The organism is Pseudomonas arabinosi (assembly GCF_047758675.1).
Classification (GTDB): Bacteria; Pseudomonadota; Gammaproteobacteria; order Pseudomonadales; family Pseudomonadaceae; genus Aquipseudomonas; species Aquipseudomonas arabinosi.
Window position 1 is genome coordinate 5,514,008 of record NZ_CP180480.1, and the last position, 15,949, is coordinate 5,529,956.

Below are 15,949 nucleotides of genomic sequence, written 5' to 3' on the forward strand. Positions count from 1 at the left end.
TGAAAACGCCATACTAAGGCGGCGAGCGGCGCTCGTCACACTGGAAATTCAAAGCTGATCCATGGAGCATGTCGCTGCAAAAGACGTTTTTACTTAACAGGATGTTTATGAACACTGATGCTTTCGCGCCACTGCAACTCCTCGCTGCGCAACTGCTGCCCCACGCGCTGGAACCCTCAGAGGACGGCGCCCACGATCTGTCGCACTTGCAGCGGGTCTGGCACAACGTGCGTACGCTTCACGCTGAAGAAGGTGGCGATCTTGAGGTGCTGCTCGCGGCAGTGCTTTTGCATGATTGCGTGGCGGTAGAGAAGAACTCGCCGCTGCGTTCTCAGGCGTCGCGGCTGGCCGCCGAGAAGGCATCGATCATGTTGGCGGACATGGCTTGGCCAGACGCAAAAACCAGCGCGGTTGCCCATGCCATCGAAGCGCACAGTTTTTCCGCCAACATCGCGCCGACCACGCTCGAAGCCAACATCATGCAGGACGCCGACCGTCTCGACTCCCTTGGCATGCTCGGCGTGGCGCGAACCTTTTACATCGCCGGACGTATGGGCAGCGCATTGTACGACCCAGAGGATCCCGAGGCGAAGGACCGGGAATACGATGACAAACGGTTTTGCCTCGACCATTTCCAGACCAAACTGCTGCACCTGGCGGAAGGATTCAAAACGACCACGGGCCAGCGTCTGGCACAGACTCGCCACGAACGGTTGAAAGGCTTCATGGAGCTGTTCAAGGAAGAAATAGGCACTTGCTGAAGGCTTTACTCCGGCCAGCGCTAACCCTGAAATCGATAACCACATACCTGACATCGACGCCTTGCGTGATAGATAGATGACGCTCTCTTCTATCGGGTCAAGGAACCGCGTCATGCCTAGCGCAACACCCCAAGTCTCAAGCAGGTTGTTCGGTCTGTTTTGCCTGGCCAGCTATTTGCTGTCGCTGTCCTATGGCTCGACCTTTTTACTGTCGTTGTTGATCGGTTCCCGCGGCGGCAACGAGCACGATGCCGGCAGTGTGATTTCGGCGGCGATGCTCAGCACCTTTGCCGCCGTTATTGTTTCCGGGCACTTGTCCGATTTGCTCGGCGCGGCGCGCTCGATTGCGCTGTTCGGCATTTTGCTGGTGGCTGCCAGCCTGGGCTTCGCCTTGGCGCCAGGGTTTGGCAATCTGCTGTTGTTTTTCGGGCTCTTGCTGGGGCTGGGTTGGGGCGTGTTCTACACCCTCGGCCCGATCATCGTGGCGAGCCTGGTAACACCTGTCCAACGCGCGAAATACTTTGCGCTATTGTCGGGCAGCATGATGACCGGGATCGGCAGCGGTCCCTTGTTAGGCCGCGTAGCCAGTGCGCTCGGCTATCCGATCACTGCGGCGTTTTACCTTGCGGCGGCGGCCAGCCTAATCGGCGTGTTGCTGTTCTGGCGGTTGGATTCGCAGCTGAAAAAAGCGCCCGCCCACTCGGCAGCGATGTCACGAATTTCCTGGCGTGCAACGGCGCAAGTGCTGTCGTCCAGAGCGGTGTTTCCGATCATCATGGTCGGCCTCGGCGGTTGCGTTTTCGGCGGTCTGTCGAGTTTTCAAACCAGCTACGCCGCCGCGCGGTCACTCGACTACTCATTGTTCTTCCTCGGCTTTATGAGCGCAGCGATCAGCAGCCGCATGCTGATCGCCGGTTTCGTGGTCAAGCGCGACCCGTTCCGGGCGTCCTGCCTGTTGTCGGGCTTGATGATGGGCTCGATCCTGATGTTCGCTTTTGTCGTCGACGACGGGTTCAGCTACGTGCTGGCGGCCGTGATGCTCGGGGTCGGTTACGGGCTGACCTATTCGGTGATCAACGGCCTGGCGGCCAACGAAGCGCCGAACGGCACCACCGCGCAATCCTTGCTGTTGTTCAGCCTGTCCTACTTCATTGGCGTGTTCGGTTTTCCGTTGCTGGCGGGGAAAATCATCGTCGAACAAGGGATGTCGACGCTGCTGCTCACGGTACTGGCAATGGCCCTGCTGAACTGGCTGATCAGCGTCGGCCGGCTGGTCTGGCGCCGAGCCGTTACCAGCAAAACGTTGCAACAAGCCTAGACCGTTCGTCGTTCATCAGGCACCAATCCAAATCGGGGGCGGACCAATATCAGATAAGGACTCTAATTAAATGGACCTATCCACATCCATGAAGAGGTAACCATGAACGTCGATAAAAACCTTGAGAAAGAAGTCCTGACCCGTCTGCTGCACGCCCATCCAATGGGTTTGGGCAAAGAGGTCCTGGACAATTACCGGGGGGAGAGAGTCGTGGCCAGCACCCTCGCCACGCTGCAGGATCGTGGATTGATCCAGCAGGGTCATGTGATCTGCAACGAGGCCGGTGAGCACTCGTTGAACTTGCCGATCAAACTCAGTGCCGCAGGGGTGGAGGCGGCGCGCAAGCTCGACGTTTAACAAGACGAATCAGGTCGCAGTCGTGCGCGGCTGCGACTGGGTAAGGTCAGGATTTTTGTTGAATTTGATGGCCCCATCGTCGGAACGCCGCCCGGAGCCGGCTCGCTCCCACAGGGGATTTGTGTCGTTCACAGATCAGTGTGGGAGCTTGCTCGCGATGGCGATAGATCAGACGCCAAAGGTCTTGCTGATTAACGCATCCACCTCAGCAGTCCCCGGCGAAGTCGCCGGCCCCCATCGAGTGACCGCCAACGCAGCCGCCGCATTAGCCCGCCGCGCCGCGTCAACCGGGACCAACCCTCGCGCCAACCCGGCCACAAACACCCCGGCATGCGCATCCCCCGCGCCGTTGCTGTCCACCGCCTCAACCTTGAAACCCGGCACATGCTGGCGGTCTCCATGCTGGCTGATCCAGCACCCTTGCGGGCCGTCACGCACCACCATCAAGACGTCGGCCGGCAGGTGATCGGCCAACCGGTTCAACGCCTCGGCAATGTCCGACGCTCCGGTAAACTTCAACGCTTCGACACTGTTGCTGGTCCACAGATCAATGCGCGCCAGCAAGGCTTGCATCAACGGCTCATCCGGCGAATCCACCAGCGGACCCGGATCGAACACCACGTTGATCTCTCTCGGCAAATCCAGCACCCAATCCACCAGTGCCTGGGCCTTGCCGCCATGCAGCAGGCTGTAGCCGCTGACGTAGACATAGTCACCCGCCTCGGCCGGTACGCTGGCCAAATCCTCGGCCGTCAGCTCACCTTCGGCACCGATATAGGAAATGAAACTGCGTTCGGCCGACGCTTCGGTTACCGCGACGCACAATCCCGTATCCCGTTCGGCGGGTTTAGTGATGCCGATCCGAATGCCTTCAGCCTTCATCGCCTCACGGGCAAGATCACCGAAACGCCCGGTGCCGTGGCGCCCGAGGTAAACCACCGGCAAACCATTGCGCTGAGCCGCAGCCATCACATTAAAGCCGCCGCCAGCCTCGAAACTGGCGGACTGCGCCAATACGTCGCCGCCCGAATGCGGCAGTTTATCCACGGCCATGACCAGGTCGATCATGACCTGGCCGGTGTGCAGCAATCTAGGCATGAGCGTTCTCAGTCATCGCAGCACGACGATCCTTGGCCCCGCCGAGTACAAAATAAATGCCACCGGCCACCAGGAACGTCACGATCCAGCCGAGGCCGTTATGGCCCAGCCAGGAGTCGGACAGGAAGCCGCGGAACCACACGGTTTGTTCGGTGGTACCGATGGTGGTGAAGCTGAAGCCCAGCACGATCGCCAACGCCCACGCACCGAAGGCGCGCCACTCGATACCGCCGCTGTACCAGTAAGCGCTGCTCGGGCTGACGTCCAGCAGGTCTTTGGGGCTGTAGTAATGACGATGGATCAGGTCGACGACAAAGATCCCGACCCACGCGGTGATCGGCACGGCCAGCAGCGAAATGAAGGTAATGAACGGGCCGTAGAAACTGTCGGCGATCAGCATGAAATAAATCGAACCGGCGAAGATCGCGACGATGTCGACGACCACCGCGTAGACGCGTTTGACCTTCAAGCCCAGGGTCAGCGTGGTCAAACCGGCGGAGTACACCGACAGGTTGTTCGACAGCAACAACCCGCCGAACGCGGTGATCAGGTACGGCACGGCCATCCAGGTCGGCAGCATGTCGCGGATCGCGATGATCGGATCAGTGGCCGAGGCCAGGTCATTGTTGCCCACCGACAGCAGGCCGCCGAGGGTGATCAGCAGCACCAGCGGAATCCCCGCACCGAACGCCGCCGACGCCACCAGGCGCACGGCTTTGACGCTGCGGTGCTGGTAGCGCGACATGTCGGCACCGGCGTTGGCCCAACCGATCCCGGTGCCGGCGGCCATGGTGCCGACGCCGATGATCATTGCGCTCAGCGGTGCCGGCGTGGCGTTGAATACCGCGCTCCAGTCAATGGTGGCGCAGAGGAAACCGCCGACCAGAATGTTCAGCGCACCGAACACGTAGGTTGCCCACTTCTGGATCACCAGCAAGGTGGCGTGACCGAGGCCCGACACCGACAGGGTCAGCAGTACGAAAATCGCAATGAAGATCAACGTCAGCACGGGTGCGCTTTTGGCTTCCACCGGCGAGCCAAACAGGATCGAGCACAGCGACAGCAACACGAACGCGGCGGTGGTGGTGTTGACGGTTTCCCAGCCCAGACGCGACATCAGCGAGACCAGGGTCGGACCGATGTTGCCGCGTACACCGAAGATCGCTCGCGACAACGTCAGGCTCGGGGCGCGACCACGCCGACCGGCAATGGAGATGATCCCGACCACCGCGAAGGAACCCGCGGCGCCGAGGATCGCGACGATGATCGCCTGCCAGATCGCCAAGCCGCGAAAGGCTACAAGGGTCGCACCCAGCGGCAGGCCGAGGATGGAGATGTTGGCGGCAAACCAGACCCAGAACAGCTGCAGCGGATGACCGTTGCACTCTGCTTCCGGCACGGGCTCGATGCCACGGGTTTCCAGTTGCCCGGCGCTTTGCCCGGTGTTTGTTGAACTCATGTGAAATGCTCCTGTTGCCTTTGTTGTGGTTGTCGGCAATGACGGAAGACGAAACAACATCCCGGCGGTCCTGACCAAGTTCGTGCGATCCATTGCGTGGTGGAAAATCAAAGTATGTGGCGCGCCTATCGCGAGCAAGCTCGCTCCCACAAGGGATAGGGATAGTGCAAGTTTTCAGGTACACGCCGTACCTGTGTGCGAGCTTGCTCGCGAAGGCGTCAGTGCTGTCAGCGCAGGGCGAGGAGCCCTTTCACCAACGGTTCCAGCTCCAGATCGTTAACGGCTTTGACCTTGTCGATCATCGCCGCCGGCCAACTCTCAAGGCCCAGGCAGGCGCCGAGCATGGCGCCAAGAATGGCCGCGATGGTGTCGGTGTCGCCGCCAAGGCTTGCGGCCATGCACAGCGCTTCGAACGCGTTCATTTCGCCAATGGCCACTTGCTGGGCCAGGGCAAACGAGACCACCACCGATTCCTGTGAAGCCACCGAAGTGCCGATCACGTCGTACATCAAATCCGCCAGCAACGCCTTGTCGCTGTCGACGCTGATGGTTCGCGCCCAGCTGATGCGCGAGGCAATGCGTCCGCCAGCCACCCAGTAACCGCGGCTTTCAGCTTGCTGAGCGATTTGCTGGCCGAGGTTCAACGCCTCGCCCAGGTCCATGCCGTTGATACCGGCCGAGACCACCGCCGCCACCGCCGCCGCGCTGGAAATACCCAGCGTGGTGTTGTGGGTGACCTGGCAAGCCTGCACGACAGCGTTGATGAATCGCTCAGGGTTGGCGACATCCGCCGCGATTCCGACCGGCGTGATGCGCATCGCCGCGCCATTGGTGGTGCCGTAGCGCCCCGCTTCTTCCGGCGAGTGGCCGGCGAGGATCATCTCGATGGCACGTTTGGTCGAAGGGCCGAGCAAGTCTTGCGAGCCCTTGGCCTGCATCGCGGCTTCCCATTCGATCAACCGTTGGGCGAGCAGCGACGGATCGATTCGGCCCTCGCCTTCTACCAGCAATTGGCCGACCAGAATCGCCTGTTCGGTGTCATCGGTGATCGAGCCTTTGAGCATGTTGGCGGCGATCGGTTGATCGGGGCCTGCGTCTTCCAGGTCAGTGATCTCGCCGAAGCGTACCTTGATCTCTGCACGGCTGAGGGATTGAGTCGGCATGCCCAGCGCATCGCCCAGGGCCAGTCCGTAGAACGCGCCCAATGCACGATTGAGCGCGGTCACTTTGACTCTCCAAACTGCAGGTGCAGGCGAAAATGCACCGGGTCGAGCAAGCTTTCGACCTGCTCCATGAAGCGGTTTTGCCGGTCGTAAGTGGTGCGCAAGGCCTTGAGGAACACCGTGCCTTCCGGACGGCCGAGCAGCTCGGCGTCTTCGGCGTTCAAGGGTTCGGCGCCGATCCATTGATCGCCGCGCTCGCCGATATAGCCGTAGGCGGCCAGGGTGATGGTCAGGGAGTTGTCGATAAGGCCGACCCGCGGCAGGCCTTCCAGGCCTCCGGTGGCAGGCATCAATGAGCGTTCAAGGGAAACCAGCTTGCCTTCGTTGGAACGACGGCGACGGTCGAGGGTGATGAATTGGTCGGTACCGAAACGCGGCAACAGGTCAGGACGGGTGACCGCCTCCAACCGCAGCACTTCGGTATTGATCAGCGCCCCGCTGTCGGCCAGGGCCTGGGCCCAGCCGCTGCGTTGATCAAGCACCACGCCGTCGAAGGTGACGATGGAGCCCACCCCGCTTTGCGTCGCGATGTAGTTGCGCCGTTTCAGTTCAGCCAGGGCTTCACGCAGCGTGCCTCGGCTGACTTTGAATTCTTGAGCCAATTGATGCTCGCCCGGCAGCAGAAAGCCGTCCTCCATGAGGCCGCTTTCGATGCGCCGGATGAGTTCGTCGACCACCCGTTGTTTCTTGTCAAATCGTACCTGTCTAATCATGTACAAAGTGATAACCGAAACGGGGTTGGGCGGGCAAGGGATATTTTGGGTAGGTGACGGGAGGTGGGATGTTCGGAGGTGTGGTGTCAGATGAATCCACCCCTCACCCCAACCCTCTCCCCAGAGGGGCGAGGGGGCCGACCGAGGTATTCTTTCGAGTGACATCGACCTGAAATATCGAGTCGAACTCAGGCTTTGAAAAGCGTGGAGATCTGCTCCCTTTCCCCCTCTCCCCTATGGGGAGAGGGCTGGGGTGAGGGGTGGATCTTGATCTCAGCGTTGTTTCAAACGGTCAATGACGACAGCCAGCAACAGGATCGAACCGCGAATCACATACTGATAGAAGGTATCGATATTCTTCAGGTTCATCGCATTCTCAATGATCGCCAGAATCAACACCCCGGCAATCACATGCCGGATCATGCCGATCCCGCCGCTCAACGACACCCCGCCCAACACACACGCCGAGATCACCGTCAGCTCAAAACCCTGGCCAATCATCGGCTGACCGGACGTCATGCGTGACGCCAGAATCACCCCGGCCAATGCCCCGATCAACCCGTGCACGGCAAAGATAATGATCTTGGTCCGGTCAACGTTCACCCCGGCCAGCAACGCCGCTTCCTGGTTACCGCCGATGGCCATGGTGTTGCGCCCGTAGGTGGTGTAATTCAGCAGCCAGCCGAAAAACAGGAAGCAGACGATGGTGATCAGGATCGGCACCGGCACACCCAACAACTGGCCATTGCCGAAGACGAAGAACTGCTCTTGCGACACGCCGACCGCTTTGCCGTTGGCAAAGATGTAAGCCAGGCCACGAACGATCTGCATGGTTGCCAACGTGGTAATCAACGCATTGACCCGCAGCTTGGCGATCACGATGCCGTTGATCAAGCCGACGATCAGTCCCATGAACAGCGCCGCCACCACACCGAGAAACACGCTGTCGGTGTCGCGCATCACCACCGCTGCGACCACGCCGGCGCAGGCAATCACCGAGCCCACCGACAAATCGAAATGCCCGGACGCCAGGCAATACAACATGGTGCAAGCGGCGATCCCCGTCGTCGAAATCGCCAGGCCCAGGCCGCGCATGTTCAATGGCGAAAGGAAGTTATCGATCAGCAAGGTGCAAAGCACGAAGATCCCGACAGCTGCCAGCAGCATCACCCAGTCATCAAGAAAACGCCGCAGGTCCAGTGGTTTGCGCTGGGTGGGCAAAGCGTTGTTTTGGATTGTCATAGTCACCTCTCAGTTCGCCACGCCGTCAGCGCGTTGGCGCGGCAAAGCCAGTTGCAGCAGGTTGGATTCATTGGCCTCTGCGCGAGACAACTCGCCGCGCATCGCGCCTTCGCAGAGCACCAGGATGCGGTCGGAAATACCCATCACTTCCATCAGGTCGCTGGAGACCACGATCACCGCGATGCCGCTGGCGGCCAGGTTGTGGATGATCTGGTAGATCTCGGCTTTGGCGCCGATGTCGATGCCGCGAGTCGGTTCGTCGAGCAACAGGACTTTCATCGGCATCGACAGCCAGCGGCCGAGAATGGCCTTCTGTTGATTGCCGCCGGACAGGTACATGATTTTTTGCGCCGCGTTGGGCGTCTTCACTTTCAGCGATTTGATCTGCTTGTCGGCGTTGTCCTTCTCCCACAGGCCACGCAACAGGCAGCCGAAAGTGGAGTGGGCGCCGCGGGCGCTGATGTTGATGTTCTCGGCGACGCTGGCGAGCGGCAGGATGCCCTCTTTTTTGCGGTCCTCAGGGCACAGCAGAATCCCGGCGGCAATCGCATCGCGGGGTGAACGCAACTTCAGTTCATGACCGCGCAATTCCAGGCGCCCGGCGGTATTGCGTTCAAGGCCACTGAGCATGCGGAACAGCTCGGTACGACCGGCGCCGACCAAACCGAACAGCCCGAGAATCTCGCCTTTGTGCACCTCGAAACTCACCGGCTCACGCAAACCCGGCCCCAGCAAACCGTCGACCTTGAGCGCCACCGCGCCACGCTGACGGTGGCGGTAATCGTAGATATCCTGAATGTCGCGACCGACCATGCAGGTCACCAACTGATCATGAGTCAGCTCGCTCATGTCCTCGAACGTGCGCACAAAGCGACCGTCCTTGAACACCGTCACCGCGTTGCAAATGCGGAACACTTCTTCCATGCGGTGGGAGACGTAAAGCACCACTTTGCCTTCGTCGCGCAGGCGCCCGATGATCGCCATCAAACGATCAATCTCCCGCGCTGACAGGCTGCTGGTCGGTTCGTCAAACGCGATCACATGCGCCCCACGGGACAAGGCCTTGGCGATTTCCACCAGTTGCCGCTGACCGAGGGACAGGCGCCCGACTTTCTCTTGCGGATCGATTTCATCGGCCAGGCCCTTGAGGCAGGCCAATGCCTGTTGCCGCAACGCGCCGCGATTGATCAGGCCGAAACTCGCCGGCAGATGACCGAGGAACAGGTTCTCTGCCACGGTCATTTCCGGGACCAGGTGCAACTCTTGATGGATCACGGCGACGCCACTGCCGATGCTGTCGGCGGTGGACTTGAAGACCCTCGTCTGCTCGCCGATCTGCAGGTCGCCGCTGCTCGGGGTGTAAGCCCCGCCGAGGATTTTCAGCAGGGTCGATTTGCCGGCACCGTTCTCGCCCATCAAGGCGTGAACCTGCCCCGGGTGGGCGACGAAGCTGATGCCATCCAGCGCCTTCACCCCGGGAAAGGTCTTGCCGATCCCGTTGAAACGCAAGCTGCCGCCGGCAGTGTGTTGTTGTATTTTTGATTGCGCGTGCATAACCCACCTCTTCACACAGATCAGGCAGCCCCGTCGCCAGGGCCACCGATGAAATCAACCGTGCCTCAGTTCCAGAGGCCGATCTTTTCCAGTTCCTGCTTGAAGTTCTCGCGAGTGATCAGCGTCACGTCGTCCATCGCGGTGTACTTCGGCGGTTCTTTGCCGGTGGTGACCCACTCGTACATCATGCTGGCGGTGTTGTAGCCCTCGATGTGCGGGCTCGGCAGCATCGAGCCGAAGAAGCCGCTGTTGGCCTTCTTCAATTCGCCGATGGCATCGGTGCCGTTGATGCCGATGCCGATCACATTGGCTGCGGCAAAACCGGCGCTCTCGGTGGCGCGCACGCCGCCCAGCACGGTGTTGTCGTTCATGCCGCCGATGATCAGGTTTTTCGCCGCGCTCGGCAGTTTCACCAGCGCCGAGTTGGTGGCGTCCATGCTGCCCGGTACGTCGAGGGTTTTCAGTGCCGAGAACAGGATGTGGTCTTTCGGCATGCCGGCGTCTTCCAGCGCTTTGACCGAACCGTCGGTGCGCTTCTTGCCGGTGTCGAGTTCGTTGAAGGTGTTGATCACCGCGTAAGTGTCTTTCCAGTCCCAGCCACGTTTCTTCGCTTCGGTGGCCATGGCGCTGCCTTGTTTCTGGCCGACTTCGAACGCGGCCATGCCGAGGTAAGGAACGTCTTCCATGAACTTGCCGCTGGCATCGACGAAGCGGTCATCGACGGCGATGACTTTCAAACCGTTGAGCTTGGCCTTGGCCATGATCGCAGGTCCCAGGGACACGTCTGGCGGGCAGATCACGAAGCCCTTGGCACCGTTGGCGGCGAGGCTGTCGATGGCCGAGAGGGTTTTCTCGCCGTCCGGCACGGCGATCTTGATGACGGTGAAGCCCTTCTCTTTCCCGGCCTTTTCGGCAAATGCCCACTCGGTCTGGAACCAGGGCTCTTCCGCCTGCTTGACCAGAAAACCGATCTTCACTTCCTCGGCCGCCAGCAACGAACTGCTCAGGCTGACCGCGGTGACCGCCAAAGCGGCACAGCACAGGGAACGGATCCCACGACGACGATTCATAAGCTGACTCCTTGTTATTTTTTTTGAGCGTTATTTGAAAGCCAATCAAACTGTGCAGCTAATAGTCATATCGTATGATGATTGGATTTCAGGCGTAGTTCCGCGCCTGAAACCTGATCGACTCAGTCGTGGTACATGACCGAGCGACCGCCATCGATGGTGATGCACGAAGCATTGATGAACGGCGCTTCATCGCTGGCCAGGAAAACAGCGGTCATGGCGACTTCGATCGGCTGGCCGATGCGACGTGGCGGGTGCAGATCGAAAGCGCGCTGACGTTCGGCATGCGGGTCGGCAAAACCGTTCCAGTAATCGACGTTCAGCTGGGTTTCGATGTAGCCCGGCGCGATGGCGTTGACGCGAATGCCCTTCGGCGCATATTCGATGCCCAAAGCGCGGGTCAGTCCGAGCAGGCCATGTTTGGCCACCGGGTACGGGAAACAGCCGGGAATGATGTGAGTGGAATGGGTCGAGGCGATGTTGATGATGCTGCCGATGCCTTGCTCGATCATCTGCGGCAGCACCGCTTTGCAGCCATACCAGGCGCCGTCCAGGTCGATGGCGAAGCAGCGACGCCAGTCTTCCTCGGTCATTTCCAGCGGATCGCGGAACACATTGACCCCGGCGCAGTTGACCAGCACATCGATGCGACCGTGCAGATCGATCGCCAGTCTGGCCATGGCGTGCAGGTCTTGTTGGTTGGAAACGTCAGCCTTGATTGCCTGAACGTCGAAGCCTTTGTCCCGCCAGTGCGTCGCGACCTTTTCGACTTTCTCACCCTGGATATCGCTGATGATCAGCTTGGCCTGCTGGGAGGCGAAGGTCGCGACAATCGCCTCGCCGATACCTTGAGCGGCGCCGGTCAACAGCACGACCTTGTTTTTCAGGCGCTCACCCTTCGGCGGTTCGGGCACCGGTGGCAAGGAAAGAGGTTCAGCCATGGATCAAGACTCCTTTTCGAAGGCACGACAAAAACCGGGCATCTGTCGATGTCCGGTCAAAAGGCTTTTTGGAAAATCGCTGCATCACTTCACCTGTTTTGTTTTTTTAAGTGTGAGTGCGTGTATCTGATGGAGCCGACTATAAACCCGACCGCCAAATAATCTCAATATATAATTTTACATCCCATATTTTGGGATTCACCCAGCAAACCGAGTACAGGTTTTTCCGGGCACATCGACTCGAATCGACAGCAACGCGCCGTCCAACGGATCGTTGAGCGGGCTCGCGGCGCTGGTGATGTATAGGGTTTTCAGGTCTTCACCCCCGAATACGCAACTGGTGGGGCGGCTGATGGGCAGCTCGATCACGCGATCGACCTGCCCGTCCGGGGTCAGTCTGAGCAGACAGCTGCCATCCCAACGGGCGTTCCAGATGTAACCTTCGGCATCCATCGCCGAGCCATCAGGGCCGCCGCGTTCATGCGGTCCGAACCAGACCCGGGCCGGGTCGAGGTTGCCGTCGGTGCGGATGAAGTACTGGTAAAGCGTGCTGTCGAGGCTGTCGGCGAAATACACGGTGGTCGCGTCGTCGCTCCACAGCAACGTGTTAGGGATGCCCAGCCCGCGAAGCAACGGCGTGACCCGAGCATCGCGATCGATGCGAAACAAGCCACCGGAACGCCGCACGATGGGCACGTCTTCGCCCTGCTCGCCAATGTTGTTCTGCATCGTGCCGAGCCAGAGCCGGCCCTGGGCATCGCAGCGGGCTTCATTGGCGCGATTGCCGGGTTGCGGATCGGCGACGCAGAGCAAAGTCAGTCGAGGCTCCAGGCCCGGGGAATCCAGATCGAGTCGATACACGCCGCTGTTCAACGTCACCAGCGCATCGCCGCTTTCGCAGGGGATGAAGGCAGACACGTGCTCGGGCATCTGCCAGATCTGCACGTTGGCGCCAATCAGCCGCAGCGCCTGTTGACCGGCGATATCAACCCAATACAGCGCCTGGGTCGGCGCGTCCCAGAACGGGCCTTCACCCAGTCGTGCCCGGTGTTCGGTAACCGCAGTCCACGTCATGAAACCTCCTGCTTTCTTATTGTTGTCAGCTGGCCTTTTTGTCGGCCATGACTTGCGGGTAGAAGCGCTTGATGGCCAGATCGGCGTTATCGATCAGGGTCATGCAGGCCCAGACACCCCGCGCGGCATCCCGGGCGGCGATGGCCTCGGCCATGTCTTTGTGAATCGGTAGCGTGCGGCGCAATTCGTCCGGGTCGGCGGCGGACACTTCGAACGACACCGCCAGCAGCGCGCCGAGGGCCGGGACCATTTGTTCGATGAATTGATTGTGGCTGGCAGCGAGGATGCACTCGTGGAAGAACTGGTCGGCGCGGTTGTAATCGACGCCGCTGTCCACTGCCCGCTCCAATGCGTTGTAGGCCTGGAGGATGGCGTGAACCTGTTCGACGGTAGCGCGCTCGCAAGCCCAGCGTACGGCCATGGGCTCGATGGTGCGGCGCAGGTCGAGCAAGTCGTCGACGAAGTTTTCCGGCAAGCCACTGCGCGACAACCAGCCTACGACTTGAGGATCGAAGAGGTTCCAGCGACGCACCGGCAACACCCGCGTGCCGACCTTTGGCCCGACTTCAAGCATGCCCTTGGCGACCAGGGTTTTGATGGCTTCACGGATAACGGTGCGGCTGACACCGAGTTGCTCGCCCAGGTCGGCTTCGACCTTGAGCGTTTCACCCGGCTTGACCTGCCCGGTGGCGATCCAGCAACCCAGCCAATCGACCGTCGACGCATGAAAACTGCTGGACATGGACACCTCGATACAGGGACGGCACAAAGCCGTTCGCGATGGGCATCTACGCTAATCATCATACGATTGAGTGTCAATTTGAAATTTTAGAGCCAACACAAAACAAATGTGGGAGCGATCAAACTCCCACATTTTTTATCGATTACGGCTCAAGTCCGATGGGGAAGAACTCGCCAGCGCTCCACACGCCTAACCAGCGCTGCCCGTCGATCTCGCGGGTGACGGCCAGCTCCACCAGTTGGTAGAACACGTTGCGGTGGATCAGGGCTTCGAGGTTGGTGCGCACATGCACGTAGGGCGCCGGTTCCTGCGTAACCGGGTCGATCACCACGCGCATGGGGTGTTCGGTGCCGGCCTCGGCGGTCTCGTCAACATTGGTGGTGAAGCGCAGGACCTGGGTTTCTCCCTCGCCTTCGACCTCCACGGCAATCGCCACGAAGGGTGCATCGTCGACCTTGATGCCGACTTTCTCGACCGGGGTAATGAGGAAGTAATCGTCACCATCGCGGCGAATGATGGTGGAGAACAGCTTGACCATCGGCTTGCGCCCGATCGGCGTGCCCAGGTAATACCAGGTGCCGTCACGGGCGATACGCATGTCGATGTCGCCGCAGAAGTCGGGGTTCCACAGGTGGACCGGCGGCAAGCCTTTGGTTTTGGGGATTTGCCCCAACAGATCGTTGGCTTTTTGCGGGCCACTCATGGCGTTCTCCTTTTGAATTACTGGTCGCTGAGCCCCAGCAGGCTGCGCGCGTATTGTTCCAGCGGCGGGCCCATCAGGTCTTCTGGCTTTTTGTCGTGGAACGTCAGTAAACCGCCACGACTCTTGATGCGTGCAGTATCAATCAAATACTGGGTGCTGGTCTCGATCAACATGATTTGAATGACACCACCGTCGATACCGAGGCGATCCAGGGCTTCCTGATCGAGCCACTCGTCCGAGTTGCCGATACGGTCATCAGACTTGGCGAACCGGGTATAGAGCAGGTAATGGGCACCGGCGGCACGGGCTTCACCCATGGCTTGATCAAGACCTTCCGGGGCACGGGCGCGGCGGACCATGGGGAAGTATTCGACAAACCCATCGAAGGCGACTTCAGCAATCACGTTAGGTCGTGGGTAGACAGTACTGCCTGGCGGCACAAAGGCGCCCTGGGCGATATAGACGAATGAGTCCGGTTGGATGCGCAGGTTATTCACACGGCGGCTGTCGCTATGGTCGAGCAACCCTGCGTCGCTCATGTGGTAGCGAGTCCCTTCAGCCAGATCGCTGACATTCATGCAGCCACCAAGCGCCAAAACGGCCAGCAGCAAAACCAGGCTACGCATCCTACCCTCCAGAGGCCGGTGACGGAAAACCGGCGAATGGCCATGGGATGCAGCTTCCGCGCCAGCTCGGTGTGGCGGGAACAGAGTTTAGCCGCCGATGATTTTCATGATGGTCGCGCCACCGGAAAATGCCACTTCCTGCTTATCGCCCAAGGCTTTCACCAAGAGTCTCTGCAAGGCGGGCAACGCTTGATGGCGGGGCTTGTCCAGCAGGTCGCCGACATAGTGGCGATTGCTCGACGACAGGCAGCCATGCAGCCAGCCCGTGGAGGACAGACGCAGCCGCGAACAGGTGCGGCAGAAAGGAACGCTTTCGTTGGCGATAACGCCGAAGTAGCCCTGCCCCGGAATCTGGTAACGCACGGCGGTGGCGTCTACCGGCGCATCGGCCTGAAGGTATTCGTAGCGCTCGCCGATCAGGCTGAGCAACTGCTGAAGGCTGACAAACTGTTGCAGGAAAGCATTGGAGTCGCTGGCCAGGTGGCCCATGCGCATCAACTCGATGAAGCGAAGCTCATAGCCGCGCTCCAGGCAGTAATCGAGTAGCGGCATCACTTGATCGAGGTTCTGCCCACGCAGCGGCACCATATTGACCTTGATCTTCAGGCCGGCGGCGCTGGCTTGATCCATACCGTCGAGCACAGTCGCCAGATCGCCGCCACGGGCAATGCTGCGAAAGGCGCTGGCATCCAGGGTATCGAGGGAAACGTTGATGCGACGAATGCCGGCGTTCACCAGCAGTGGCAGCTTCTTCGCCAGCAGCTGACCGTTGGTGGTCAGACTGATGTCCGCCAGGCCCATCTGCCCGACAGCGGTCATGAAGGTTTCGAGTTTGGGGCTGACCAGCGGCTCGCCGCCGGTGATGCGCAAGCGCTCGATGCCCGCTGCTTCAATCAGATAGGCCACGCCACGCGCCATAGCCTCGGCCGACAATTCATCCTGCGCAGCCACCAGCCGCTTGCCGTTGGGCACGCAGTAGGTACAAGCGTAATTGCAGGCTGAAGTCAGACTGATTCGCAAATTGCGAAAACGCCTGCCTTGACGGTCAACGATCATGGACTACTCCGG

16 protein-coding genes are annotated in these 15,949 nt (G+C 60.2%); 3 read left to right on the forward strand and 13 right to left on the reverse strand.

Features of this window, described 5'->3' with window-relative positions; translation table 11 throughout:
- The first annotated feature begins 107 nt into the window (after positions 1–107).
- From ACMXYJ_RS25605 to ACMXYJ_RS25615, 3 genes are all read left to right on the forward strand, one after another.
- Positions 108–761, forward strand: coding sequence for an HD domain-containing protein (locus ACMXYJ_RS25605; protein ID WP_415757427.1), 654 nt, complete (start codon positions 108–110; stop codon positions 759–761).
- A gap of 112 nt (positions 762–873) precedes the next feature.
- Complete coding sequence (locus ACMXYJ_RS25610; protein WP_415757428.1) at positions 874–2,079, forward strand: MFS transporter; 1,206 nt, start codon at positions 874–876, stop codon at positions 2,077–2,079.
- Between the two features lie 102 nt (positions 2,080–2,181).
- Positions 2,182–2,436: a hypothetical protein gene (locus ACMXYJ_RS25615; RefSeq protein ID WP_415757429.1), complete on the forward strand. Its 255-nt coding sequence runs from the start codon at positions 2,182–2,184 to the stop codon at positions 2,434–2,436.
- Between the two features lie 168 nt (positions 2,437–2,604).
- On the opposite strand, the gene ACMXYJ_RS25620 is transcribed toward ACMXYJ_RS25615, so the two are convergent.
- The 13 genes from ACMXYJ_RS25620 to ACMXYJ_RS25680 all read right to left on the reverse strand — a co-directional run bounded on the left by ACMXYJ_RS25620 (position 2,605) and on the right by ACMXYJ_RS25680 (position 15,937).
- On the reverse strand, positions 2,605–3,534 hold the full coding sequence (locus ACMXYJ_RS25620) for a PfkB family carbohydrate kinase (protein ID WP_415757430.1): 930 nt from the start codon (positions 3,532–3,534) through the stop codon (positions 2,605–2,607).
- Positions 3,527–4,993, reverse strand: coding sequence for a purine-cytosine permease family protein (locus tag ACMXYJ_RS25625; protein WP_415757431.1), 1,467 nt, complete (start codon positions 4,991–4,993; stop codon positions 3,527–3,529). Before ACMXYJ_RS25625 ends, ACMXYJ_RS25620 begins: the two co-directional genes overlap by 8 nt.
- A 227-nt stretch (positions 4,994–5,220) precedes the next feature.
- Positions 5,221–6,219: an ADP-ribosylglycohydrolase family protein gene (locus ACMXYJ_RS25630; RefSeq protein ID WP_415757432.1), complete on the reverse strand. Its 999-nt coding sequence runs from the start codon at positions 6,217–6,219 to the stop codon at positions 5,221–5,223.
- Positions 6,216–6,929 carry a GntR family transcriptional regulator gene (locus tag ACMXYJ_RS25635; protein ID WP_415757433.1) on the reverse strand — a complete coding sequence of 238 codons (714 nt, stop codon included), beginning with the start codon at positions 6,927–6,929 and terminating at the stop codon, positions 6,216–6,218. Before ACMXYJ_RS25635 ends, ACMXYJ_RS25630 begins: the two co-directional genes overlap by 4 nt.
- A 273-nt stretch (positions 6,930–7,202) precedes the next feature.
- Entirely contained in the window at positions 7,203–8,171 is a 969-nt protein-coding gene (gene araH, locus ACMXYJ_RS25640; protein ID WP_033056977.1) for an L-arabinose ABC transporter permease AraH, read from the reverse strand.
- Positions 8,172–8,180: 9 nt separating this feature from the next.
- Positions 8,181–9,725 (reverse strand): L-arabinose ABC transporter ATP-binding protein AraG, encoded by a 1,545-nt coding sequence (gene araG, locus ACMXYJ_RS25645; protein ID WP_415757434.1) that lies wholly within the window; start codon positions 9,723–9,725, stop codon positions 8,181–8,183.
- Between the two features lie 65 nt (positions 9,726–9,790).
- Positions 9,791–10,795: a substrate-binding domain-containing protein gene (locus ACMXYJ_RS25650; RefSeq protein WP_076028215.1), complete on the reverse strand. Its 1,005-nt coding sequence runs from the start codon at positions 10,793–10,795 to the stop codon at positions 9,791–9,793.
- 122 nt (positions 10,796–10,917) lie between these two features.
- Entirely contained in the window at positions 10,918–11,736 is an 819-nt protein-coding gene (locus tag ACMXYJ_RS25655) for an SDR family oxidoreductase (protein ID WP_415757435.1), read from the reverse strand.
- 198 nt (positions 11,737–11,934) lie between these two features.
- Positions 11,935–12,810 carry an SMP-30/gluconolactonase/LRE family protein gene (locus ACMXYJ_RS25660; protein WP_415757436.1) on the reverse strand — a complete coding sequence of 292 codons (876 nt, stop codon included), beginning with the start codon at positions 12,808–12,810 and terminating at the stop codon, positions 11,935–11,937.
- 25 nt (positions 12,811–12,835) lie between these two features.
- Positions 12,836–13,552 carry a FadR/GntR family transcriptional regulator gene (locus tag ACMXYJ_RS25665; RefSeq protein ID WP_046049087.1) on the reverse strand — a complete coding sequence of 239 codons (717 nt, stop codon included), beginning with the start codon at positions 13,550–13,552 and terminating at the stop codon, positions 12,836–12,838.
- 142 nt (positions 13,553–13,694) lie between these two features.
- On the reverse strand, positions 13,695–14,255 hold the full coding sequence (locus ACMXYJ_RS25670; RefSeq protein ID WP_046049085.1) for a DUF1285 domain-containing protein: 561 nt from the start codon (positions 14,253–14,255) through the stop codon (positions 13,695–13,697).
- A 17-nt stretch (positions 14,256–14,272) separates the two neighbouring features.
- Positions 14,273–14,881, reverse strand: a complete 609-nt coding sequence (locus tag ACMXYJ_RS25675) for a DUF4823 domain-containing protein (protein ID WP_102614828.1) — start codon at positions 14,879–14,881, stop codon at positions 14,273–14,275.
- 87 nt (positions 14,882–14,968) lie between these two features.
- Positions 14,969–15,937, reverse strand: a complete 969-nt coding sequence (locus ACMXYJ_RS25680; RefSeq protein WP_415757437.1) for a GTP 3',8-cyclase MoaA — start codon at positions 15,935–15,937, stop codon at positions 14,969–14,971.
- Positions 15,938–15,949: the final 12 nt, after the last annotated feature.